This window comes from Bacillus sp. L381, from assembly GCF_030284525.1.
GTDB lineage: Bacteria > Bacillota > Bacilli > Bacillales > Bacillaceae > Bacillus > Bacillus amyloliquefaciens.
On the sequence record NZ_CP127224.1, the window covers coordinates 574,745 to 597,095 of the forward strand.

General features: G+C 46.0%; 22 protein-coding genes, 2 tRNA genes, 1 pseudogene and 1 riboswitch. Of the genes and pseudogenes, 15 read left to right on the forward strand and 10 right to left on the reverse strand.

Going from position 1 to position 22,351, the window contains the following annotated elements:
- The first annotated feature begins 17 nt into the window (after positions 1 to 17).
- The 3 genes from QRX25_RS02800 to QRX25_RS02810 all read left to right on the forward strand — a co-directional run bounded on the left by QRX25_RS02800 (position 18) and on the right by QRX25_RS02810 (position 2,711).
- Positions 18 to 839, forward strand: coding sequence for a MerR family transcriptional regulator (locus QRX25_RS02800; RefSeq protein WP_212100446.1), 822 nt, complete (start codon positions 18 to 20; stop codon positions 837 to 839).
- Positions 840 to 1,045: 206 nt separating this feature from the next.
- On the forward strand, positions 1,046 to 1,918 hold the full coding sequence (locus QRX25_RS02805; protein ID WP_212100448.1) for a DMT family transporter: 873 nt from the start codon (positions 1,046 to 1,048) through the stop codon (positions 1,916 to 1,918).
- A gap of 175 nt (positions 1,919 to 2,093) precedes the next feature.
- A complete protein-coding gene (locus tag QRX25_RS02810; RefSeq protein WP_212100451.1) occupies positions 2,094 to 2,711 on the forward strand; it encodes an NUDIX hydrolase in 618 nt (205 codons plus the stop codon).
- A 129-nt stretch (positions 2,712 to 2,840) separates the two neighbouring features.
- Here QRX25_RS02810 and QRX25_RS02815 read toward each other — a convergent pair whose 3' ends face one another.
- Positions 2,841 to 3,746, reverse strand: coding sequence for an alpha/beta fold hydrolase (locus QRX25_RS02815; protein WP_212100454.1), 906 nt, complete (start codon positions 3,744 to 3,746; stop codon positions 2,841 to 2,843).
- 21 nt (positions 3,747 to 3,767) lie between these two features.
- Complete coding sequence (locus tag QRX25_RS02820) at positions 3,768 to 4,823, reverse strand: tartrate dehydrogenase (protein ID WP_212100457.1); 1,056 nt, start codon at positions 4,821 to 4,823, stop codon at positions 3,768 to 3,770.
- Positions 4,824 to 5,004: 181 nt separating this feature from the next.
- Here QRX25_RS02820 and QRX25_RS02825 point away from each other — a divergent pair, with 181 nt between their 5' ends.
- From QRX25_RS02825 to QRX25_RS02840, 4 genes are all read left to right on the forward strand, one after another.
- Positions 5,005 to 5,688 carry a GntR family transcriptional regulator gene (locus QRX25_RS02825; RefSeq protein WP_212100460.1) on the forward strand — a complete coding sequence of 228 codons (684 nt, stop codon included), beginning with the start codon at positions 5,005 to 5,007 and terminating at the stop codon, positions 5,686 to 5,688.
- Between the two features lie 143 nt (positions 5,689 to 5,831).
- On the forward strand, positions 5,832 to 7,025 hold the full coding sequence (locus QRX25_RS02830; protein WP_212100464.1) for a macrolide family glycosyltransferase: 1,194 nt from the start codon (positions 5,832 to 5,834) through the stop codon (positions 7,023 to 7,025).
- A 211-nt stretch (positions 7,026 to 7,236) separates the two neighbouring features.
- A complete protein-coding gene (locus QRX25_RS02835) occupies positions 7,237 to 7,506 on the forward strand; it encodes a hypothetical protein (RefSeq protein WP_212100467.1) in 270 nt (89 codons plus the stop codon).
- Positions 7,507 to 7,595: 89 nt separating this feature from the next.
- Positions 7,596 to 8,954, forward strand: coding sequence for a serine hydrolase domain-containing protein (locus tag QRX25_RS02840; RefSeq protein ID WP_212100470.1), 1,359 nt, complete (start codon positions 7,596 to 7,598; stop codon positions 8,952 to 8,954).
- Positions 8,955 to 9,002: 48 nt separating this feature from the next.
- On the opposite strand, the gene QRX25_RS02845 is transcribed toward QRX25_RS02840, so the two are convergent.
- Positions 9,003 to 9,176 (reverse strand): hypothetical protein, encoded by a 174-nt coding sequence (locus tag QRX25_RS02845; RefSeq protein ID WP_212100473.1) that lies wholly within the window; start codon positions 9,174 to 9,176, stop codon positions 9,003 to 9,005.
- A gap of 205 nt (positions 9,177 to 9,381) precedes the next feature.
- Here QRX25_RS02845 and QRX25_RS02850 point away from each other — a divergent pair, with 205 nt between their 5' ends.
- The gene (locus QRX25_RS02850; RefSeq protein ID WP_065521820.1) at positions 9,382 to 9,948 is read left to right on the forward strand and encodes a YdhK family protein; all 567 of its coding nucleotides are present in this window, start codon (positions 9,382 to 9,384) and stop codon (positions 9,946 to 9,948) included.
- Between the two features lie 52 nt (positions 9,949 to 10,000).
- Here QRX25_RS02850 and QRX25_RS02855 read toward each other — a convergent pair whose 3' ends face one another.
- Positions 10,001 to 11,161, reverse strand: coding sequence for an MFS transporter (locus tag QRX25_RS02855; RefSeq protein WP_212100476.1), 1,161 nt, complete (start codon positions 11,159 to 11,161; stop codon positions 10,001 to 10,003).
- Between the two features lie 55 nt (positions 11,162 to 11,216).
- Positions 11,217 to 11,316: riboswitch (purine riboswitch) on the reverse strand.
- 121 nt (positions 11,317 to 11,437) lie between these two features.
- Here QRX25_RS02855 and QRX25_RS02860 point away from each other — a divergent pair.
- The 3 genes and pseudogenes from QRX25_RS02860 to QRX25_RS02870 all read left to right on the forward strand — a co-directional run bounded on the left by QRX25_RS02860 (position 11,438) and on the right by QRX25_RS02870 (position 14,124).
- A pseudogene (locus QRX25_RS02860) lies at positions 11,438 to 12,111 on the forward strand (GntR family transcriptional regulator).
- A gap of 122 nt (positions 12,112 to 12,233) precedes the next feature.
- Positions 12,234 to 12,920 carry a FadR/GntR family transcriptional regulator gene (locus QRX25_RS02865; protein WP_212100479.1) on the forward strand — a complete coding sequence of 229 codons (687 nt, stop codon included), beginning with the start codon at positions 12,234 to 12,236 and terminating at the stop codon, positions 12,918 to 12,920.
- Positions 12,910 to 14,124 (forward strand): CynX/NimT family MFS transporter, encoded by a 1,215-nt coding sequence (locus QRX25_RS02870; protein ID WP_065980825.1) that lies wholly within the window; start codon positions 12,910 to 12,912, stop codon positions 14,122 to 14,124. Before QRX25_RS02865 ends, QRX25_RS02870 begins: the two co-directional genes overlap by 11 nt.
- A 52-nt stretch (positions 14,125 to 14,176) precedes the next feature.
- Here QRX25_RS02870 and QRX25_RS02875 read toward each other — a convergent pair whose 3' ends face one another.
- The 6 genes from QRX25_RS02875 to QRX25_RS02900 all read right to left on the reverse strand — a co-directional run bounded on the left by QRX25_RS02875 (position 14,177) and on the right by QRX25_RS02900 (position 18,836).
- Positions 14,177 to 14,491, reverse strand: coding sequence for a DMT family transporter (locus tag QRX25_RS02875; RefSeq protein WP_212100482.1), 315 nt, complete (start codon positions 14,489 to 14,491; stop codon positions 14,177 to 14,179).
- Positions 14,491 to 14,820 carry a DMT family transporter gene (locus QRX25_RS02880; RefSeq protein ID WP_065980827.1) on the reverse strand — a complete coding sequence of 110 codons (330 nt, stop codon included), beginning with the start codon at positions 14,818 to 14,820 and terminating at the stop codon, positions 14,491 to 14,493. Before QRX25_RS02880 ends, QRX25_RS02875 begins: the two co-directional genes overlap by 1 nt.
- 71 nt (positions 14,821 to 14,891) lie before the next feature.
- Positions 14,892 to 15,473, reverse strand: a complete 582-nt coding sequence (locus tag QRX25_RS02885; RefSeq protein ID WP_065980828.1) for a TetR/AcrR family transcriptional regulator — start codon at positions 15,471 to 15,473, stop codon at positions 14,892 to 14,894.
- A gap of 109 nt (positions 15,474 to 15,582) precedes the next feature.
- Positions 15,583 to 17,145 carry an APC family permease gene (locus QRX25_RS02890; protein ID WP_115998134.1) on the reverse strand — a complete coding sequence of 521 codons (1,563 nt, stop codon included), beginning with the start codon at positions 17,143 to 17,145 and terminating at the stop codon, positions 15,583 to 15,585.
- A 255-nt stretch (positions 17,146 to 17,400) separates the two neighbouring features.
- Positions 17,401 to 18,255 carry a manganese catalase family protein gene (locus QRX25_RS02895; protein ID WP_013351172.1) on the reverse strand — a complete coding sequence of 285 codons (855 nt, stop codon included), beginning with the start codon at positions 18,253 to 18,255 and terminating at the stop codon, positions 17,401 to 17,403.
- Between the two features lie 113 nt (positions 18,256 to 18,368).
- Entirely contained in the window at positions 18,369 to 18,836 is a 468-nt protein-coding gene (locus QRX25_RS02900) for an SRPBCC family protein (protein WP_212100484.1), read from the reverse strand.
- A gap of 128 nt (positions 18,837 to 18,964) precedes the next feature.
- Here QRX25_RS02900 and QRX25_RS02905 point away from each other — a divergent pair, with 128 nt between their 5' ends.
- From QRX25_RS02905 to QRX25_RS02920, 4 genes are all read left to right on the forward strand, one after another.
- A complete protein-coding gene (locus QRX25_RS02905) occupies positions 18,965 to 19,966 on the forward strand; it encodes an NADPH:quinone oxidoreductase family protein (protein ID WP_212100487.1) in 1,002 nt (333 codons plus the stop codon).
- Between the two features lie 426 nt (positions 19,967 to 20,392).
- Complete coding sequence (locus QRX25_RS02910) at positions 20,393 to 21,811, forward strand: sugar porter family MFS transporter (RefSeq protein ID WP_212100490.1); 1,419 nt, start codon at positions 20,393 to 20,395, stop codon at positions 21,809 to 21,811.
- A 307-nt stretch (positions 21,812 to 22,118) separates the two neighbouring features.
- Positions 22,119 to 22,195: transfer RNA gene (locus QRX25_RS02915), tRNA-Arg, on the forward strand.
- An 8-nt stretch (positions 22,196 to 22,203) separates the two neighbouring features.
- Positions 22,204 to 22,277 (forward strand) — tRNA-Gly (locus tag QRX25_RS02920).
- The last annotated feature ends 74 nt before the right edge of the window (positions 22,278 to 22,351 follow it).

Here is a 22,351-nt window from a genome sequence, read left to right on the forward strand (position 1 = left end):
ATAGTCAAGGAGGTATTATGAGCGAAGACGTCAGAAAATACTTTACAACAGGTGAATTTGCAAAACTCTGCCACGTAAAAAAACAAACCCTGTTCCATTATGACGAGATCGGCCTGCTCTCTCCGGAAATCAAAAAAGCGAACGGATACAGATATTATTCCTATCATCAATTCGAGCTGTTCCAGGTCATCAGTCTGTTTAAGGAGGTCGGCATACCCTTAAAGCGTATCAAACCGCTCTTAACAGACAAAACCCCCGAGGATGTCATCACGCTCTTAAAAGAGAAATCCTCAGAAATCGAAAGCAAAATCAAAAAGCTCGAACACCTGCAAAGGATGATTCAGACAAAGGTGAAACTGACCGAACAGGCCTTGGAGACGGACTTTTCCTCCGTCTCTCTGCAGCACTTAGATGAAGAACCGCTTATGATAGGGCGTTCCGTACTCGATCTGCCTGAACGGCAATACACCGCCGCTCTTTCCGAATTGATCCGCTATAGGCAAGTACATGAACTTGATCAGGGGCACCCGGTCGGCGGTCTGTTTGCGCGGGAGCAGATTCTGAAAAAAGAATTCTACAACTACACTCATTTTTATATCAAGACAGAAAAAGGCATAGTGAATAAAGACCTCCATATCAAGCCGAAAGGGCTTTATGCGGTCGGGTACCAAATAGGAGATGAAGCGGAAGCGGCTTACCGCAGAATCATGCAGTTCATTGAAGAGTATGGGCTGGAAATGGGGGATTATGCATATGAAGAATACATGCTCGATGAAGTTGTGGCGGATGGGTTTGACAATCAAATCACAAGAATCCAGCTGCAAGTCCGCGGTACATAAAGCTGATCATTTACGCCTTTTAACAAACCTTGTATAATGAGAAAAATCAGATTGAAATTGAGGTGAAAAACGATATGTTTTTGGCGCCTTTATTTGAACATGATGTACCGGCAGCACTTCTCCGCCCTTAATGGAGGAAAGTGACTGCGCTTCTCTCCGTTAGGGCATGTCACATGGCTTAATATGATAACGGAGGGTGCATCAAATTGAAAAATACGTTGTTCGGTTCGATTTATTTGGCATTGGCCGCCAGTATCTGGGGCGGTATGTATGTCGTCGTAAAAGTTGTGGTAGCGGTCATTCCGCCGCTTGAACTGGTATGGCTGAGATATGCGGTCGCGCTTCTGGCGCTTTTACTTCTCAGTTTGTTTACACGTCAATCCTGGAAAGTTCATAAACGTGATCTATTACTGATTGCTGCGATCGGGCTGATCGGCAACACGATTTCGATCGTCACGCAGGAAATTGGCACGAAATTATCAACCGCGCAAATGGGGGCGATCATTACGGCATCCACCCCCGCATTTATGGTTGTATTTGCCCGTCTGATTCTGAAAGAACGGTTAACGCTGAAAAAAGGAATATCGGTAGGACTGGCGACCATCGGGGTATTGCTCATCGTAGGGAACGGAGATATCAATATGTCGGGCCAGCTCGGCGGCCTCTCGCTTCTGGCTGCGGCGCTGACATGGGCTTTGATGTCCGTGCTGATTAAACGGGTTCCCGGCCGTTACTCACCGCTTGTCGTCACAACCTATTCCATTTGCGTCGCATTTGTCATTCTGACCCCGTTTACAGCGGGCCCGCTTCAGGAGATTCCGTTGTCCCAGCTTGCCCGGCCTGAGATATGGGGCGGACTTTTATATCTGGGTGTGATTTCAACGGCCTGCGCGTTCATGCTGTGGAACCGCGGATTGCAATTGCTGAATGCGGCAAGCGGAGGTCTGTTTTTCTTCTTTCAGCCGCTCTCCGGGACATTGCTCGGCTGGCTGCTGCTGGGGGAGACGATCGGAGGAACCTTCTGTATCGGGACGGCTCTTATTGCTGCAGGCGTCGTGCTCGTTATTAAAGAAAAATAGTGTCTGAAAAAAAGCCATTCATTGCAGAATGGCTTTTTTCTGATGTAATGGCAGGATTCGTCCCGCCATACCCAGAAAAAAGGAGCAGAACGGATCATGAGCACGGTACTCTCAAAGTGCAGTGCAATACCCGGGTCCTCGGGAGTCCGTCAATCAAAGTAAGGCGGTGAAAATAATGGAGCCAAAATGGCTTGAATGGGCAAAACAGCTTCAATCCGCGGCGCAAGCGGGGCTGACTTATTCCAAAGACATATATGATATTGAGAGATTTGAAGAAATAAGAAAAATAAGCGTGGATATCATGGCGCATTATACAGGCATCGAGAAACGGATCATAAAAGACGTATTCGCCGGTGATACGGGCTATCCCACTCCGAAAGTTGATATCAGAGCGGCAGTTTTTAAAGATCAGAGTATATTAATGGTAAAAGAGAAAAGCGACGGCAGATGGGCGCTGCCGGGCGGATGGGCTGATATCGGGATCTCTCCGGGCGAAGCTGCTGTCAAAGAAGTAAAAGAGGAATCGGGAATCGACGTAAAGCCGGTCAAACTGTTAGCTGTAATGGATAAGAATTGCCATCCCCATCCGCCGTCCGCCGCCCACGTTTACAAAGTGTTTATCAAATGTGAGATCATCGGCGGACAGCTCAGAGAGGGAACGGAAACAAGCGCGGCTGCTTTTTTTGCGGAAACGGAACTGCCTCCGCTATCTGCCGCCCGCAATACGGAAAGTCAGATTGAAAGGATGTTTGCATATCTCAAACATCCGGACAAACCCGTTTATTTTGATTAAGGCTGCAAGCAGGAAAAAGAGGGGGCTGGTTCAGAACCATTTCACTTATGAATGATCCGGCCTGTGATAGAGAAGGTAAATCATCAGGCCGGGTTTTAAGAGTCTCCTTGTTTCGGTATGGTGCGCCCCTTAAAAAACCGTTTTTGAAAAATCGATAATCCTGCGGGCGGTTTCTGTCGGTTTTTCCTCGGGGACATAATGGCCGCAGCCTTTTACCTCATATCCGCTGACTTCACGAATTGATTCTCTCCATATGTCAAGCACGGGAAGACCGGCTAAGTTCCCTTTTTCTCCCCACAGCAAAAGCGTGGGAACATCCAGTTTTTTCTGTGATTCCTTTTCTGAACGATATCTCGGCAAATCAATTTGATAAGCGGCTCTGTAGTCATTAAGCGCAGCTTGGACAGAGCCGGGCTGCTTCCAGGCGGCTAAGTATCGGTCCCAGGCGCCGTCTGATGTCAGCAGGTCAAAAAGCCCGTCGCCTCTGCTTAATAAAAATCTAAGATATTCCTCTTCTTTTCCTTTTATTAATTCTTCCGGCAGGTGGGGAACGACTTGAAATGTCCAGTGCCAGTATTTTTTTGCCGCTTCAGCTGCCGTCAGAGAATCATAGACGTATTCAGTCGGCATAATGTCAATGAGCACAAGGCCTGCCGCCAGCTCCGGAGCATCTAAAGCCAGCCGCCTTGCTACCCTTGCGCCTCTGTCATGCCCGGCAATTAACGCTTTTTGTATATGCAGGCGGCGCATCAGACCTTGTATATCGCTTGCCATCGTTTTGTTATCATAGCCGTTTATGCCGCTCGGCTTTTCAGAATCGCCGTAGCCTCTCAGATCAACAGCGATGACTCTATGAGAAGCGGCAAGCGTCGGAATTACATAACGCCACGTCACCCAGCTTTGCGGAAAACCGTGCAGGAGGATGACGGGGGGAGCATCCTCCTTTCCCGCAAAGACGTAATGAAGGCGGATGCCATTTACCTCAATCGAATCATGAGTCACATGCTTTTCAAATTGTTCACGAAAAGAATCCATTTTCTCTCTCCTCATAAAATGTTATTTTTTTATTTGAGAAATAATAGCGGAGGTGACGTCTTCCGTTGAATGCTTTCCGCCGACATCAGGGGTCAGGACGCCGCTGTTTGTGACCGTTTCAATTGATTGTAAGAGATGATTGCCCAGTTCCTCTTCTCCGAATGAATCGAGCATTAATTTCGCCGTCCATATTTGCCCTATAGGATTGGCAATTCCTTTTCCGACAATATCCGGAGCGGAGCCGTGAACAGGCTCAAACATAGAAGGATATTTTCCGTTTACATTGATGTTGGCCGCGGGAGCGATTCCGACGCTTCCCATAATCGCCGCGCCGATATCTGTCAGCACATCTCCGAACAGATTTGAAGCGACAATGACATCGAAGCGCTCCGGATGAGTGACAAAAAAGGCCGCCAGTGCATCGATGTGCTGCGAATCTGTCTCAATCCCGGCGTAATCCCGGCTGACCTCTTTAAAGATGTCGTCCCAGAACGGCATAGAGTGTACAATACCGTTAGATTTCGTCGCGCTTGTGACATGTTTCCGCCGATTTGCCGCCAGTTCAAAGGCATACCGCATCACTCTTTCCGTTCCTCTGCGGGAAAAGACCGCGTTTTGAATGGCGATTTCGTCTTCGCCCTGATAGATTCTGCCGCCGACAGAGCTGTACTCGCCTTCACTGTTTTCGCGGACGACTAACAGATCAAAATCCTTCGGGTTCACGAGAGGGGAGGTGATTCCCGGCAGGAGCTTGGCCGGCCGCACATTAATCACCTGTTCAAATTCCCGGCGTATCTTGATGAGCAGCCCCCACAGCGAAACATGGTCGGGGACGAGTTTTTGATTCCCCACCGCTCCCAAAAACAAAGCATCAAAGTGTTGTAACGTTTGTAATCCATCATCCGGCATCATGGTTCCGTGCTCCAAATAATACTCGCAGCTCCACGGGAAAGAAGTAAAATCAAATGCAATGCCCCCATGTAATTCGGCGATTGCATTCAAAACCCGCTCCGCTTGCGGGACTACTTCTTTTCCCACGCCGTCTCCCGGTATGCTGGCAATCTTGTATGTTTTCATGTTTCCATCACCTCTGAATGAATTGTTTCGGTTTACGGAAGACCGTCGACCGTCGTTCATAATAATTCCATATTACGCCACTTTTGCTGGGCTGACAAGCTCGGGAATGTTGCTTCCATAGATAAACTGTTATATGATCTTGGTAACAATAAGGCCTAAATTGTATGAAGAGGTAGGAAAGATGGATAATTTTAAATTAGATAAGCCCACCCCGTATTATCTGCAATTTTATTCTCAATTGAAAAAAATGATATTCGACGGGGTGTTTAAACCGGGCGAACGGCTGAATGAAACACAGCTGGCCAAGGATTTCGGAGTCAGCCGATCACCGATCAGAGAAGCCATGCGGCTCCTTGAAAAGGACGGGCTGCTGACGGCAGACGATCGAAACGGCTTTGTCATCTATTCGTTGTCCGTTAAGGATGTTGAAGAGATTTACAAAATCAGAATATCACTTGAATCACTGGCGGTCGAACTCGTCATTGATGAAGCGGATGAGAGCGAAATTGAACGTATTGAACAGCAGCTGCGGGAGACGGAAGAAGCCATTCATAAAGGCGTCAAAGAGACTGAGATTATTTCCTTGAACGAAACATTTCATCAGCTCCTTGTGGATTTCAGCCGCAACAGCCAGCTGGCCAAGCTGCTTGACCATGTCAATGTGCTGATTCATTTTTGCAGAGTTCTTAATTTTAAAGGAGATGACCGTGCGGAGGTTATCCTGCATGAGCACCGGAAAGTCTTTGAAGAAATAAAAAAGGGCGACAAAGCAAAAGCCGTGCAATATATGACGGAGCATCTCCAGCATGATGTAGAACATCTGAAAGGCGTGCTGAAAGCGGAAGAAACAGACGAATCGTCATGATAGACAAGGTGAAAAGCCTTGTCTTTTTTTGTTGGTGTCATTAAATCGCCATAAAGACCAGACGGATGTTCCTTGCATGATTTTTTTCGCATCATTTATGATGGATATGAAAAAAGGGCGAAAATGGCAAAGGAGTTTGAAAAATGGCTAAACATATTCTAATGATCAATTTTCCCGCAGAAGGACACGTAAATCCGACTCTGGGTGTGACAAAGGCCTTCAGTGAACGGGGCGATCACGTTCATTATATCTCAACGGAAAAATACAAAAGCAGGCTGGAAGGAGTAGGGGCGGAGGTCCATCTTCACCGCGATCTGCTCAGAATGACACCCATTGATCCCGGCAGTCCGTCCGGTATACTTGCGTTTTTAAAGGTTCATATCAAAACGTCACTGGAGATTTTACATATTGTGCAGCGTCTGGCTGAGGACATTCAATTCGACGCCGTCTATTATGATAAATTCGGTGCGGGAGAGCTGGTGAGAGATTATCTCAATATCCCCGGCATCTCTTCTTCAGCATCCTTCCTGTTCAATGAAGACCGTCTGAAAATACTGCCGCTCCATCCGGAATCAGGCGTGCCGTTTAAGCCGGACAGGGAATGTGAAGAACTGTTGGCCGAGATGAAAGACAAATACGGCGTTGCTCCTGACAGCCTGGTTCAGTTTATGAACAACACGGGTGAACTGAACGTCGTCTATACAAGCAGATATTTTCAGCCCGAAAGCGAGACATTCGGAGATGAGTATTTATTTATCGGTCCGAGTTTTCCGAAGAGAAAAGGGAACGCCGCCTTCCCGATTGACTCTTTAAAGAATGAAAAAGTCATTTATATCTCAATGGGAACGGTGCTCGGGAACACGGAAGCGTTTTTTAATCTGTGCATCGACGCGTTCTCAGATTTTGAAGGCAAGGTTGTCATTGCCGCCGGGGAAAAAGCCGATCTGTCGAAAATCAAACAGGCGCCCGAAAACTTTATCATCGCTCCATACGTGCCGCAGCTTGAAGTGCTGGAGCAGGCAGACGTGTTTGTTACACATGGCGGAATGAACAGTGTAAATGAAGGCATTCATTATCAAGTGCCGCTGGTCGTCATCCCGCATGATAAAGATCAGCCGATGGTTGCGGGCCGCCTGACTGAATTGAATGCGGGGTTTACAGTGCAAAAAGATGAAGTAAGCGCTGAAAAGTTAAAGCTTGCCGCAGAAGAAGTCCTTCACAACGGGAAATACAAACAAGGCATTCAAGCTATCAATGAAAGCTTTAAAGAATGCATGGACATGAAGGATGTCCTGGCCCGGATCGACCGGTTTATTGAAACGAAAAATGCTCATTAAAACATGAAAAAGCCTGTTTCCTCCGCCAAAGGGGAAACAGGCTTTTTATAATGGCTTTCAGATGATATGATGCTCTTCATTTGCAAGTTTCACCGCCCGTTAGGCGGATGAGCCAATTCATATTTTGTTCATATTTTATTAAAAGTTTATCCAAGCCTGTCCTTTACAGTGGATATAATCACAAACACGCTGCTGAAAGGGGCTTTTAAAAATGCATATTCATATGATCAACAAAAACCAGTTTGAGAGTGACTTGGAGGCGGCCGGGTTCAGCCGTCAGGCAGATGATATTATCGGGAAAATGAAAGAGTACGTAATGGAATATGCGGCTTCATCCGAACGGTTCCTGATTGAAATTCAAACCGTCATGGACGAATACAAAGCTGTCGTCTGTACGATGTTTTCAACCATGGAAATTGCCGGGGCAAAGAAAGACGAGAAGCATGTTGAATTCGAAGCCTGCACTGTATGGTGTGAATAAAAGAATCTCATTGAAAAGGAAAAATATTGAAACCTATAAAGCAGGTATCCGTATAAAAGAGAGAATCAGTTTTTGAAGGGGGGAAGCGAATGAACGATAAGAAAAAACAAGCTTTTGAACAGCTTTTCAGCACATTAGACGGAAGACATGAAATAAACGGAGCTGTATTAGCAGCAGAAAACGGCCGCATTTTATATCAGGGTTCATTCGGAACTGCAGAACTGGAAACAAACAGGATGCTGAATGACCAATCGGTCTTTGAATTGGCTTCAGTATCGAAGCCGTTTACAGCTCTGGGTGTTATCATTTTAGAGCAAGAAGGGAAGTTGCGCTATGACGATATGATAGAGCGGTGGCTTCCTGATTTTCCTTACCCGGGCATTACCATTCGGCATTTACTTCATCATACGTCAGGGTTGCCGGACTATATAGAGTTGTTCTTAAAACATTGGGACCGGAACAGAATTGCCGTTAATCAAGATGTTATGAATATGCTCAAACAGTATAAGCCGGATGTTTATTTCCCGCCGAATAAGGGCTGGCTTTACAGTAATACGGGGTATGTTGTGTTAGCGGTTATTATTGAAATTGTATCAGGCATGAGTTTTGCTGAATTTATGAAACAAGCCGTATTTCATCCCCTTCGTATGAGCAGTACGCGGATTTATAACAGAAGATTGAGCAAAGAAACCATTCCGAACTATGCATATGGCTATGTCTATGATGTTCATTCCGAAGAGTATGTGCTGCCGGATGAACTTGAGGAAACCGATTATGTCGTCTTTCTTGACGGGATTCAAGGTGACGGAACCGTTAATTCTGCGATAAGGGATTTATATCTGTTTGATCAGGCTCTTTATACGGAAGAAATTATAAGCGAGGAATCTAAAGATCAAGCGTTTACACCCGGCTATTGGAATGAAGAAGAGCAATTTGGATATGGATTTGGCTGGATGATCCGAAACAGCCCCCAAAAAGGGAAGATAATCAGCCACGACGGAGGCTGGCCGGGATATTCCAGTTTGATGCTTCGGTATATTGATCAGAATAAAACTCTGATTTATCTCAGCAACATGGAACAATCGAATCAATTTGAACAAGCTGTGATCGAAGCGGCTGTAAACATCTTATTTGATCAGCCATATGTGATTCCGAAACGTCCTGCGGATCAGAAAAAAGCAGACATCGATCCCGCGGTTTACAGCAGATTTATCGGTAATTATTCATTTCAGGATGATACACATGCAGCGGTGACGGTAAAAGAAAACCGATTGTATATTACAATAGACGGACAAACACCATTCGAATTATTCCCAATGACCGAAACCCGTTATTTTGTCAGGGCGCTGCCGATTGAAATTGAATTTGCAGGTGATAAAGTACAAACAGCCTCACATTTCGTTTTATATCAGGACGCCACAGAAGAAACAGCCCTGCGAATAGACTGAGTGACATACAGAAAAACCGCCGTCCTGAAGACGGCGGTAACAGAAAAGTCAAACCCCTTTGATTATGCGAAATTTTCTTTTCGGCTCTGACATAAATATAGAAGAAAAAATCATTGCTCCGAGCATTGTGATGTATTCCATATAAAGTGAAACTTCTGCCAAAAGAAAACCCGCAATCATTAAAACAGCGCCCAATACCACCGCAAAAACCTTCGTTTTCATGATGTGTTCCCCCTATTATCTGATAATTGAATTATACTGCATTTCTACTAATGTGTACATTTTGTGAACAATTTCACCTGACGACAGGCAATAAAGAGAGATTTGAAGAATTAGGAGAAATGACAGTCCGCAATTCATCTTTTGTTTTACTGAGGAACCGAAAGGGAAACACAAAAATATCAAAAAAGCAAAGGAGTTAATTGAAATGAAAGCGCGACTATTTTTATTCAGCATGTTTCTCCTGATTCCCGTTCTGGCGCTTGCCGGATGCAACAGCCAATCTTCAGGAGGAAGTGAAAAAGCGAAAGACAAAGAAACGCACTCACACGAAGACATGAATCACTCAGGTTCATCCGAGGTGCCGAAGGGTTTAAAGAAGGCCGAAAATCCGACTTATAAAGTTGGCAGTGACGTCATGATTTTAGCTTCTCATATGAAAGGCATGAAAAATGCGCAAGGGACCGTAAAAGGTGCTTATGATACAACGGTTTACAGTGTATCTTACACTCCGGAAACGGGAGGAAAGCGCGTTGAAGATCATAAATGGGTCATCCAGGAAGAATTAAAGGGCGCTGGTGATAAAACGTTAAAGCCGGGTGACAAGGCAGTCATCGAGGCAGCCCATATGAAAGGCATGAAGGGTGCTGAAGCCGTCATTGATTCAGCCAAAAAGACAACCGTTTACATGGTTGACTATACACCAACTGATGGGGGCAAAAAAGTAACCAACCATAAATGGGTGACAGAAGACGAGCTTACTGCCGCCAAATAAAAAAGACCGCAAAAGCCGAAGGAACTCCTTCGGCTTTTTTGCGGTCTCACACTTATGCGGATTTGCTTTTCAAAGCGGGTCTCGTTAAAGAGAATACGGCTAAGCCGACTGCGATAATGACAATCAAACCGCCGCACCAAGAGGTTGCTACGACAGAACCCGTTTGTCCGATCACGAAGCCGCCGATGGCTGACCCGAGCGCAATGCCGATTTGCAAAGCGGAGGTATTGAAGCTTTGCTGAATGTCGGAAGACTCAGGCGCGATTTTGATCAAATAGCTTTGCTGCGCCGGCGCAAGGCTCCAGCTGAGCAATCCCCAAATGACCATCGCAGGCAGGAAAACGATTAAAGAAACCGTTGACAGCGGAAGGATAAACAGGATCAAAGCGAAAGAAACGGTCACAAGCATGATGCTTTTAAATGATCCTAAACGGTCATACAGCCAGCCTCCGAACGGGCCGCCGCATACCGCTGACAGACCGAACAAAAAGTAGCATACACTGACCCATACGGAACTCAAATGAAGCGTTGTTTCCAAAAAAGGCGCAAAGTAGGCATAGAGTGTGTAATGCCCCGCCAATGTAAATAAGGTGACAAGATGCGCGCTGGCAATCTTGGCGTTCCCGATCGTTTTAATCTGCTCACGAAACGGAATCATTTTTTCAGCAGGTATTTTTTCAAAAAAGACGCTGATAATCAGCATGGAAACCAGAGATAATACGCCGATTCCCAAAAACAGCACGCGCCATCCGAAGGCATTGCTGATGATAATGCCGACAGGCACGCCTAAAGCGATTGCGGAGCTGAAGCCCATGAAAATGATGCCGATCGCCCGCGCTCTGTATTCCGGCGCCACGATTTTAGGAGCAATCGTTAAAGAAAGGACGACAATCAGCCCTGTGCTCATGGAAGCGAGCACCCGTGACACCATAAGCACGGCGAAATTGGGACTGAAATAAGCGATCAGATTACTTAGGAAGAAGACAAAGAGTGCGATTAAATAAAGCCGCTTTCGTTCAGCTTTTGCCGTCACTGCCAAAAGCAGCGGGCCTGATACCGCGTAACCGAGCGCGAACACGCTGATCAGCTGCCCCGCGCTGACGATGGATATGTCTAAGTCGGAAGCGATTTGCGGAAGAATACCGCCCACAATTAATTCAACCAATCCGACTGCAATAGTAGATGCTGCAAGCAGAAATACTTTGAAATTCATGTACAGATACTCCTTTTTTTATTTTTTAGAAAATAAAAAATCCTGATTACAAAAAGTGTGCGGGACAGTTTTTTGTAATCAGGATTTTACGGTTCCTGGTAGACACCCTCAAACCATATCATTGAGGTTATACAATGTATGCAATATTCGTTTGTGTCCGTTTCTGCAAAAAATTCTACCATAATAGTGAGAGAGATTCCATAGAAAATTCGAGGAAATCCTTTCAATTTTAATAACGGCGGCTGTAACGTCATTGATGAAGCAAGGAAAAAATTTATGATAACCGTAAGGAGTCAATACAGATCAAACATTACACAGCCGGAGGAAAAGACGCTCGCACTTGAGTTCGGGTGCAGCCGGATGACGATGAAGCGGGCGCTCGACACACTTAAGGGATGCTTTTCAGAAAAAGAGGGCACGGCACGTTTATTATTCAATCAGCCATGCAGGACGAGCACGTTCACGTAGTCAGCAACGAAATTCTCGGCTTGAGCAATTTGTTAAAAGGCAAAGACGTCAAAAGCAAGGTCATCCGGTTTGAAGTGCAGTTCCCCTCCCAAGATGCCGCAGCGCATTTGCCATCGACGAAAAGACTCCTGTCTATTATGTAGTGAGAATGAGAATCGTCGAAGGCGAACCGTACGTTCTTGAAAAAACGTACATGCCGGCGAGCCTTATACCCGGCATTAACGATGAGGTGCTCAACCATTCCACTTACGACCATATTACGCGAGAGCTGCAGCTCAAAATCGCAGGCACACACAGAAAAATCAGAGAGTGCAAGTCGGATGATATGGATCAACAATATCTCGGCTGCCGGGCGGATGACCCGATACTGGAAGTCGAGCATGCAGGCTTTTTGGATAACGGCACTCCCTTTGAATATTCATTTTCCCCGCCACCGCCATGACAAGTTTGTCGTGGCCTCAGTCAATATAAAACGTTCATAAAAGCGCCGAAGAGTGAGAGAAAAAACTCACTCTTTTTTCGTTGCGCCTGATTTACACATTCGCCGATTTTATGTTATATTATCCAATGATAGAATCATCCTACAAATTATAGAGGTGTTTTGATGGATATATCCAAAACAAGCAGACTGTCGCTCGTAGAACAAGTGGTGGCGCAAATTGAATCGTTAATTCAATCGGATAAATGGCCGGTCGGGACGCGTATTCCCCCTGAGCTGGATTTAATGAAGCAGTTTGATGTGAGCCGAAACACGCTGCGTGAGGCCATCCGGGCGCTCGTACATGCCGGCCTGCTTCAGACAAGGCAGGGGAGCGGTACGTATGTCAGCTCATCCAGTGTCCTCGGAGCGGCATTTTACCGTCACATAAAAAAATCAAATTTGCTTGAAACATTAGAAGTCAGATACGCGCTTGAAAGAGAAGCCGCACGATTGGCGGCCCAAAGGCGTACTGATGAAGACTTGGAAGCACTGAAGGCGTGTCTGGATGAATGTGAAGCGGCCCTGCAAAACGAAGATCGAAAACGGTATGCCGAAGCCGACATTAAGCTGCACAAAACAATTGTACAGGCGGCCCATAACAATATGCTTTCTGATCTATACGAACATATGACGGAGGCGCTTTGTGCGTCAGTCCATAATCTTTTAGAAATCACCCCTGATATCAGGATCCACAGCCAGCTTGCCGCTGCGATTGCCGGACAGAAACCGGATCAGGCCATGGAGGCTGTCAATCAATACATCACAGGATTTAAAGATACAATACACATGGAGGATGAACATGAAAATTGAAGACGAACATCAAATGTTACAAGCAAGTCAGCGTAAGAAACTGATCTTGCTGATCATCGGAGTAATATTGATAGGGGCCAATCTCAGAGCGCCTCTGACATCGGTCGGACCGCTGGTTTCCTCAATTCGGGACAGCCTCGGAATGACCAATGCGGCTGCCGGCACCATTACCACAGTGCCGCTTTTGGCCTTTGCATGTCTGTCACCGTTTGTTCCTTTATTGTCCCGGCGCTTCGGAACCGAACTTGTCTTACTGTCATCATTAATTATCCTGACAGCCGGTATCCTGCTGCGCTCAATCGCCGGGATCGGCACTCTCTTTTTCGGAACGATCCTGTTGGGATTGTCGATTGCCGTATGCAACGTACTGCTGCCGAGCCTCATTAAACATAAGTTTCCAGGAAATTTAGGCGTCATGACCGGCGTCTACTCGGTTTCTATGAATCTATGCGGCGCGATTGCATCCGGCATCAGCGTACCGATCGCCTCCTCAGCTGGATTGGGCTGGAAAGGCGCGCTCGGCTGTTGGAGCATTCTTTCTTTAATAGCGTTCGTCATGTGGATTCCGCAAATGAGGGGACGCGAACTGCCCGTCCGCACGCCGGGGACAGACGGAGGGAAGAAAAGCAGTCTGCTGCGGTCCCCGCTGGCTTGGAAGGTGACAATGTTCATGGGGCTGCAATCCCTTATTTTTTACACAGTCATCGCTTGGCTGCCGGAAATTCTTCAGCAGAATGGACTCAGCTCAAGCAGGGCAGGATGGATGCTTTCGTTAATGCAGTTCTCACTCCTGCCGATTACCTTTATCGTGCCGATCGCTGCCGCTAAAATGAAAAATCAGCGCGCCCTCGCCGGACTGACGGCCTTATTTTTCCTCATCGGCATTGCCGGTGTTCTTTGCGGAAGTCCGTCTCTTACTCCGCTATGGGTCATTTTGATCGGAATTGCGGGAGGCTGTGCGTTCAGTCTGGCGATGATGTTTTTCAGCCTGCGGACCCGGCATGTTCATGAAGCCGCGGCGCTTTCCGGCATGGCCCAGTCATTCGGATACTTGCTTGCCGCCTTCGGACCGCTCGTATTCGGCCTGCTGCATGACATCACGCACGGCTGGACGGTTCCGTTATTCATGCTGATCGCAGTCTCCGTTCTGATCTTTATTTTCGGAGTCGGAGCGGGAAAAGCAGAACAGATCAAAACAGCATAAAAAAAGGACCCGCTTCGGGTCCTTTTTTTTATCTGAAAAGCTGCTCCGGCCATCATGTCGTCAGTTTTAAGCCGATGACACCGATGAGGATAAGCCCCAGAGAAACCAATTGTGACAGATTGAATTTTTCTTTAAACCAGAGTATGCCTACGGCCGAAACGCCGATGCTTCCCATGCCGGTCCAAGCCGCATACGCAACACCTGTGGGAAGGATCTGCATCGCTTCAGAAAGGCAAAAGAATGAAAGCATAAAGCCTGTTGTCATGATAATCAGCGGCCACTTCTTTTTAAAGCCGTCAATATGTTTCATGGCAACGGCCGCTACAACTTCTTCCGCTCCGGCAATAAATAACAGCAGCCAAGCCATTATTGTTCACCCCTTGTTTTATTTTCTTTCGTAAATACCTTCATTCCTAAAATGCCGGACAACAGCAAAGCCAAAAAGAATATCTGCCCGATTGAAAAAGGTTCTCCTAAAATAACGCCCGTTACATATGTGCCGACGGTGCCTATTCCGACAAAAACGGTATATGCGGCAGCCATGGGGATTTTTTTGTAAGAGCGGATCAACATCAGAAAGCTGACGGCAATCAGAAGGAAAATACCAATCCAATCAATGAGCGAATCCGCATGCTTCAGGGCAGACGCCCAAATCACTTCTAACAGTCCGGCTATCAGTACAAGCAGCCAATACATTTACAGTCACCTCAATTATGAATGAATGTCAGTCATTTTTATGGCGGTCAAAAATGATCGGTCTCTGCCAATCATTTCTGCAAGCTTCTTTTAAGAAAGCTGAATATTTCTTTTTTATACACTTCGAGATCGACATCCTGTTCACAGCCGATATAAAACCGTTCAGCTGCGTTCTCGACAACGTTGATAATCGTTCTGGCCGTCCATCTAACATGAATGCCGCTGATGACCACATTCTGCTCAATGGCCTTATTGATCACGTCTTCCAGCCAAGAATAATAAGGCTGATAAATGGCCTCCCATTTTTCCATTGAGTGATCGATGGCAAGACCGGAATAACAGAGGACAATAATGTCTTTATGAAGCCGGGTGATGTGAAATGTCTCATCAACCAAAATGTCCAGTATCGTCCAAAAATCTTCCGTGCCGTCCGTTTTCCCTTTAATTCTGTCCACCGTAAGGTCGAGCAGGTTTTCTGCAATCGCTGATATCAGTGCGTTTTTAGAAGAAAAATATAAATAAAACGTACCTTGGGCCGTTCCGGCTTTTTTGACGATTTCTGAAATGGATGCTTTGTCTAATCCTTTTTCAGAAATGACTTCAATCGCGGCTTGCAGGATCTTTTCATATTTTCCCGAGCTTTGTTTTGCCAATAGAGGGGTTCCTCCTTTATGAATGACTGTCATTCATTTTAACATATTATTATTTTTTTGTCATCCTTAACAATAAAAATACCGGAAAGAAGATCGTGCTTCTTTCCGGTCATTTATCATTGTCGATTATAGCCTTCGGCAGCCCTGTATATTTTGCCCAGTAATAAATGCCGAGCGAACCGATGGCGATCAGAATCAGGTCAAGCGGATTGCTGATAATGCCCAATCCATGGCCGAACGAGCCGATATAGGAGAAAATCAGCATCATGACATAAAAACCGACGATCCACCAGGCTGATTTCAGTTGCTGCCGTATGCTGACATCATCTTTAGGGGCATATTTACTGAAACAGAGGTAGACCAGAAACATGACAATTTGAGAACCGAGAAGCCAGGAAACAGTGCGCCAGCCGGACCAATATACAATATAAGAAGTAAAAATAAACGACAGCGGTCCGATGATGCTCATACCTTTTAAATAAAACGGTCTGTTAATATCCTTCGCGTTCACCCTCAGCGCCGCTGAAGAAATCGGCGCAATCGCATAAGACAGAATCAATGCGACGGAGCATACGTTGACGAGAGCGTTCCAGGAAGGGAACGGCAGCGTCCAAAAAACAGCCAGACCGAACGAGAGCCAAAGAGAGGCACGCGGTGTTCCGGTTTCTTTATTGACTTTAGAAAAGATGCTGAATAATGTTCCGTTTCTGGCCCAGGCATAGACGAGACGTGAAGTCGTATTCATAAAGATATTTCCGTTGCCGCCCGGTGATAAAATCGCATCTAAAATAACCAATGTCGCCAGCCACCCTAAACCGAGCAAAACGGCGATATCTTTGAACGGAAGGGAGAATTCCTGCCCGATAGCCGGCCATCCGTGCTTCAGTGTGTCTCCCGGAATCGCCCCGATAAAAGTGACCTGCAGCACGGTGTAAATAATGGTAGAAACAATAATACAGACAATTAATGCGATCGGAATGTTGCGCTTCGGATTCTGTACTTCACTTGCGACAGCTACAATAGGATGCAGCCCGAGATAGGCAAACATGACACCGCCTGTGGAAATCGCGGCCTGAATTCCGGTGAAACCAAAAGGCGCAAATCCGTGAACGGTCATATTGCCTGGGTGAAAATGAAAAATCAGTACCACAATAACCGTAATCGGAACGACATATTTAAAAATCGAAATAATGAAGTTTGCTTTCGCAAAGGTTTTGACACTCCAGTAATTGAGGAGAAAGAACAGGCAGAGCAGCGCAAATTGCAATATCCACCCGGCAATTGTCGGCGAATCGGAGCCTTTTACGGTCAAACCGGGAAACCAATACGCCACGTATTGGCGGACTGCCGTGACTTCTATAGAAATAAGGCTCGTGTATGCCACAATGGTGACAAAGGAAATTAAATATCCGACGAGATGTCCGTGTGAATAAACGGGATACCGGATAATCCCTCCGGTTCGCGGCAGAGCGGCGCCCAGTTCCGCATAAACCAAGCCGATCAATAAGATAATTCCTCCGCCGATCAGCCAGGAAAAAGCGCCTGATGGACCAGCTTTAGAGGCGACGTTACTGACGGCAAACAGCCATGCCGAACCGAATATGGCTCCCATGCCGATTAAAATAAGATCAAATAGTGATATGGATTTCTGGAAGTTTCCTTGCTTAGACATTCGCTGCCTCCTTAAAAAGACATTGTTCTATTTACATAATTCCCATTATCATTCGAACATACCCAGCCGGCCGGCTGGAAAATTAGGACAACTTTCGAGTTGATGGTATGTACAGCAATGTGCTCAAATCATAATGGCGTGACTTGAAACGGCCGTATCTCAAGATCTCCCCGCATATATTCCCTGTTTTGACCGCGTTTAAACTTCATTTTTATAAAAATTAAAAAAACGCCCGACCGAAGCAGGCGTTTTTTATTACAAGTTCATATCTTTCAGTCCGGGGCTGTGCTCATTCGGAAGCTCAGGAAGCTCCGGCACAGGGAAGCCTTTAGGCGGTTCAGACACACTTAATTCGCCGCCGTTTCGGCTCGGCGTCGTTCCCTGCAGAATTTCCCCGATCCGTGTCGGGTCCAGCCTGAAATTAAATTGGGTATTATGATAACCCATCTCAACGAATTTCCGGCATTCCGGATATTTTTCAATATCATAATTCGGCACGGGGAATAATTTCCCCCATTCAACACCCAGTGTTTCCAGCGCTTTTGTAAAAGCATTTTGATGGGCGTTGTCACGGACAATCAGGAAACCGAGTGTTTCTCTGAACGTCTGATTTGAACTCATTTCATAAATACGCGTTTTTTGCAGAACACCGGTTGATTCCAGCACGACATTGTCCAATAAGTCGGCAATCAGATTACCGTGATTGTAGACCCAAGAGCCATTCCATGGGTTGCCGCTGGCATCTGCAGGCAGGGAACTTTGCGCCCCGATAATATAATGATGCGGATTGGCATGCTTCACCGCTTCATCTATCGGCGCCTGATCTGCTGCCTGATTTCCGGCACCCTCAGCGCCGCTTTCGTCGAGCAGTGCATTAATCGTATTCTGGACGAGCTCAACGTGTGCAATTTCTTCTAAAAATACACCGCGGAGCAGGTCACGGAACTGCTTTTCTTTTCCTCTGAAATTAGAGCTTTGGAAAAAGTATTGCATCATCGTCCGCATTTCCCCGTAATGCCCGCCTAAAATTTCCTGAAGCACCTTGGCTGCGGCCGGGTCCGGCTTGTCCGGTTTAATGATATTGATCAGCTCTTCTTTGTAATAATACATAAACAGCGCCCCCTGAAATAAGTTTTCGGTTCTTCTGTTATTGTCTTTGTAAAGTCACTTTTTATGTATCGGCAGCAAACAAAGGGACGGAAAGTGTATCCCGTCCCTTTGTTTTAAGCTTCGACCGCTCCACGGAGTTTCGTGTTGACAAGCCCGTTCCATCCTTGATCCATTGTACTGTGAATCTCAGAGCTTTTTCGATTGACTTTATTGATGACGGCATCCGGCTCTTTCCATCCGCCGTGAATGAGAGTGAATTCCGTATCTCCGCTTTCCGTTTCTTTTAAGACAAAAGAAACGATCCAGCCCTCCGTATCCCACGAAAAAGAAAGACGGTACGGCGCCTCGATATCCAACAGCTTGCACGGAGATGGACCGAATGGGGATTCCAGCTGAAACTCACTGTCTTCCTGAGGTGTGAAATCATTCGGCATAAACCAGAGAGACAGTCCGTCCGCAGTGGAGACCGTATCCCAGACAACTTGTATCGGCGCCTTCAAAACGGCGGTATGAATAATGTCCGGTAATGTTTGATTACCGCTGTTGCTGTTATTGTTATCATTGTTTTGTTTATCAGACATGCTGTGTAACCACTCTTTCGCTGTTTTTTCTTTTGATCATACTACACAGGGCAGGACATTTGAAAACAAATCAAACTTATTTTATGCTTTTTCAAAGCAATTCAATTCATTTTAAGGGAGACGTAGTGATGACAGATCAATTTAAAGCGCTAGTAGTCGATCAACGTGAAGACCGGTTTTCAGTAAGCGTACGGCAGCTGGCTGTTCAGGACCTTCCCGAGGGCGAAGTGCTGATTAAGGTTTGCTATTCAGGCGTGAATTATAAAGACAGCTTGGCCGCCATTCCGGACGGCAAGATTGTAACGTCGTATCCTTTCGTGCCGGGAATTGATTTAGCGGGAATCGTTGTTTCCTCAGATGACGACCGATTCACAGAAGGGGACAAAGTTATTGCGACAAGCTACGGCATAGGTGTTTCCCACTTCGGCGGCTATAGCGGGATGGCCCGCATTCCGGCAGATTGGGTTGTCCCTTTGCCTGATGGTTTGACACTTAAAGAAGCCATGACGATCGGAACCGCCGGTTTCACGGCTGCGCTGTCCGTTCAGCGGCTTGAAGAAAACCATGCCGCCCCTGAAAAAGGGAAAGTCCTGGTGACGGGAGCAACAGGGGGTGTCGGAAGCTTTGCGGTTTCCATTCTTTCTTCCTTAGGTTTTGACGTTGAGGCCAGTACGGGAAAAGAAGAAGAAAGCGCCTATTTGAAAAGTCTCGGAGCGAAGACGGTTATTCACCGCGACGAGGTTTATAATGGCACGTTAAAACCGATGCAAAAACAAAAATGGGCAGCTGCCGTCGATCCGGTCGGAGGTGAACCGCTTGCGTCAGTTCTCAGTCAGATTCAGTACGGCGGGGCAGTGGCAGTGAGCGGACTGACAGCCGGAACGAAACTCCCGGCTACTGTATTCCCGTTTATATTGCGCGGCGTCAGTCTCTTGGGAATCGATTCCGTATTCTGTCCAATGGAAATAAGAAAGAAAACATGGCAGCGTTTAGCTGATGATTTCAAGCCTGCAGATCTGGAGGCCTTTATTCAAAAGGAAATTACACTTGAGAAGCTGCCGGACACGCTTCCTGCTCTTTTAAAGGGAGAAGCGAGGGGAAGAACAATCGTTAAATTGAATGAAGAATAAAGCAAAAACCCTCAACATTAGTTGGGGGTTTTTAATATATAATCATTTATTGGTTAAAAGTGAGGTTAAATATTGAATAAGTTATAAAGATGAACTGATTAGAAACATAAAATGATTATATATAGATCATATTTAGATAAATTATATAATTTTCTGAAATATTTATTGACTGAAAGCGCTTTTAAAATTATGATAATAACATAAGTGCCAATAACATCATTATAACTTCACTAAAAAGTAACTATAAAATAACAATTTTGCGGAAAGGAAGTGAATATTAATCATAAATGATAACGCTTTCATATTTATTTCTTCATATAGAACTGTTTTGTGCGGTCGGAGCATGTGTGCAGACGTTATAGGTGTAAATATAGATAACTGAATATTCGGATATTATATCAGCGTAAAAGCTAGGAGGATTTGAGGATGAATAAAAATAGCAGCCAGTATTCATTTTTGAGGATCATCATTTTAATATCGACGTTCGGAGGACTCCTTTTCGGCTACGATACAGGTGTAATTAATGGAGCGCTGCCGTTTATGGCAGAAGCTGACCAGCTTAATCTTACGGCTCTGACCGAGGGCATGGTGGCAAGCTCCCTGCTCTTGGGCGCTGCGATCGGCGCGGTGTTCGGCGGTCGGCTGTCGGATTATAACGGCAGACGTAAAAATATCCTTATCCTTGCCGTTTTGTTCTTTGTGGCGACGCTCGGATGTACGCTGGCGCCTAACGTATCGGTTATGATTATTTCTCGCTTTCTGCTGGGGCTTGCTGTCGGGGGAGCGTCCGTAACAGTTCCGGCATACTTAGCTGAAATGTCTCCGGCGGAAAGCCGCGGGAGAATGGTTACCCAAAATGAACTGATGATTGTAATGGGCCAGCTGCTTGCCTTTACGTGTAATGCTATTATCGGCAATGTGCTCGGTGATACCTCTCATGCCTGGCGATACATGCTTGTTATCGCGGCGCTTCCGGCGGTATTCTTGTTTTTCGGCATGCTTAAAGTTCCTGAGAGTCCGCGCTGGTTGGTTTCTAAAGGAAGAAAAGAAGATGCTCTGCGCGTACTCCGGAGAATACGCAATGAAGAGAAAGCAAAGTCTGAGCTTGCTGAGATTGAATCTGCTTTTCATAAGGAAGCGGAGATGGAGCAGGCGACATTTAAGGACCTTGCCGTCCCGTGGGTGCGCCGCATTGTGTTTATCGGAATCGGAATTGCGGTAGTGCAGCAGCTCACCGGCGTAAATTCAATTATGTACTATGGAACTCAAATTTTAAAAGATGCCGGCTTCGAAACAAAAGCCGCATTAATCGGCAATATTGCTAACGGTGTAATTTCTGTGCTCGCGACCTTTGTTGGCATATGGCTTCTCGGCAAAGTCGGCCGCCGCCCGATGCTGATGACGGGGCTGATCGGAACGACTGTCGTGCTGCTGCTGATCGGGATTCTGTCTGTCATGCTGAAAGGATCGCCTGCACTTCCTTATGTAGTTCTTGCATTAACCGTCACTTTCCTTGCGTTTCAGCAGGGAGCTGTCTCTCCGGTGACCTGGCTGATGCTGTCGGAGATATTCCCGCTTCGATTGCGGGGGCTCGGTATGGGAGTCACTGTCTTCTGCCTCTGGATCGTGAACTTCCTGGTCGGTTTGACTTTCCCGGTTCTGCTCGCGAACATCGGATTGTCTGCAACCTTCTTCATCTTTGTCCTGTTAGGGATAGCGTCCGTCATATTCGTAAAAAGGTTCCTGCCGGAAACAAAAGGTCTTTCGCTCGAACAGCTTGAACAAAATTTCCGCGCCTATGAAAAAACAGATCGAAAATCCGCTGAAGCCGAGGTAAGCGGGTAATCAGGAGAGAAGCAGGGTTTTTAGGGATCCTGCTTTTTCATTCTTTTATTATATAGATGGAAATAATAAGCGAGAAAAAAGTTGTGTAAAAGTGTTGACGTGTTTTGAAGGGCGTGGTATATTATTAAACGTCGCTGATGAACAAAGCGGTAACGCCAAACGAGAAAATAATCTTTTTTAAAAAAGACTTTACAAATTCTCATAAGCGTGTATAATAAATGAGGTCGAGAAAAAGACTTCGAAACAAAATAAAAAAACACTTGACATCATAACTGATTGATAGTATGATAGTTAAGTCGCCTGATAAGCGCCCGTAGCTCAATTGGATAGAGCGTTTGACTACGGATCAAAAGGTTAGGGGTTCGACTCCTCTCGGGCGCGCCAATTTAAATGCGGGTGTAGTTTAGTGGTAAAACCTCAGCCTTCCAAGCTGATGTCGTGAGTTCGATTCTCATCACCCGCTCCATTATAATGATCTTTGAAAACTAAACAAGACAAAACGTACCTGTTAATTCAAAGTTTTAAATAAATCGCACAGCG

Excerpts from the sequence above, each read along its gene's own strand:
- QRX25_RS02800 (WP_212100446.1), top strand. The coding sequence starts at position 18 with ATGAGCGAAGACGTCAGAAAATACTTTACAACAGGTGAATTTGCAAAA.
- QRX25_RS02810 (WP_212100451.1), top strand. The coding sequence starts at position 2,094 with ATGGAGCCAAAATGGCTTGAATGGGCAAAACAGCTTCAATCCGCGGCG.
- QRX25_RS02815 (WP_212100454.1), bottom strand. The coding sequence starts at position 3,746 with ATGGATTCTTTTCGTGAACAATTTGAAAAGCATGTGACTCATGATTCG.
- QRX25_RS02820 (WP_212100457.1), bottom strand. The coding sequence starts at position 4,823 with ATGAAAACATACAAGATTGCCAGCATACCGGGAGACGGCGTGGGAAAA.
- QRX25_RS02825 (WP_212100460.1), top strand. The coding sequence starts at position 5,005 with ATGGATAATTTTAAATTAGATAAGCCCACCCCGTATTATCTGCAATTT.
- QRX25_RS02830 (WP_212100464.1), top strand. The coding sequence starts at position 5,832 with ATGGCTAAACATATTCTAATGATCAATTTTCCCGCAGAAGGACACGTA.
- QRX25_RS02835 (WP_212100467.1), top strand. The coding sequence starts at position 7,237 with ATGCATATTCATATGATCAACAAAAACCAGTTTGAGAGTGACTTGGAG.
- QRX25_RS02840 (WP_212100470.1), top strand. The coding sequence starts at position 7,596 with ATGAACGATAAGAAAAAACAAGCTTTTGAACAGCTTTTCAGCACATTA.
- QRX25_RS02845 (WP_212100473.1), bottom strand. The coding sequence starts at position 9,176 with ATGAAAACGAAGGTTTTTGCGGTGGTATTGGGCGCTGTTTTAATGATT.
- QRX25_RS02850 (WP_065521820.1), top strand. The coding sequence starts at position 9,382 with ATGAAAGCGCGACTATTTTTATTCAGCATGTTTCTCCTGATTCCCGTT.
- QRX25_RS02855 (WP_212100476.1), bottom strand. The coding sequence starts at position 11,161 with ATGAATTTCAAAGTATTTCTGCTTGCAGCATCTACTATTGCAGTCGGA.
- QRX25_RS02865 (WP_212100479.1), top strand. The coding sequence starts at position 12,234 with ATGGATATATCCAAAACAAGCAGACTGTCGCTCGTAGAACAAGTGGTG.
- QRX25_RS02870 (WP_065980825.1), top strand. The coding sequence starts at position 12,910 with ATGAAAATTGAAGACGAACATCAAATGTTACAAGCAAGTCAGCGTAAG.
- QRX25_RS02875 (WP_212100482.1), bottom strand. The coding sequence starts at position 14,491 with ATGGCTTGGCTGCTGTTATTTATTGCCGGAGCGGAAGAAGTTGTAGCG.
- QRX25_RS02880 (WP_065980827.1), bottom strand. The coding sequence starts at position 14,820 with ATGTATTGGCTGCTTGTACTGATAGCCGGACTGTTAGAAGTGATTTGG.
- QRX25_RS02890 (WP_115998134.1), bottom strand. The coding sequence starts at position 17,145 with ATGTCTAAGCAAGGAAACTTCCAGAAATCCATATCACTATTTGATCTT.
- QRX25_RS02895 (WP_013351172.1), bottom strand. The coding sequence starts at position 18,255 with ATGTATTATTACAAAGAAGAGCTGATCAATATCATTAAACCGGACAAG.
- QRX25_RS02900 (WP_212100484.1), bottom strand. The coding sequence starts at position 18,836 with ATGTCTGATAAACAAAACAATGATAACAATAACAGCAACAGCGGTAAT.
- QRX25_RS02905 (WP_212100487.1), top strand. The coding sequence starts at position 18,965 with ATGACAGATCAATTTAAAGCGCTAGTAGTCGATCAACGTGAAGACCGG.
- QRX25_RS02910 (WP_212100490.1), top strand. The coding sequence starts at position 20,393 with ATGAATAAAAATAGCAGCCAGTATTCATTTTTGAGGATCATCATTTTA.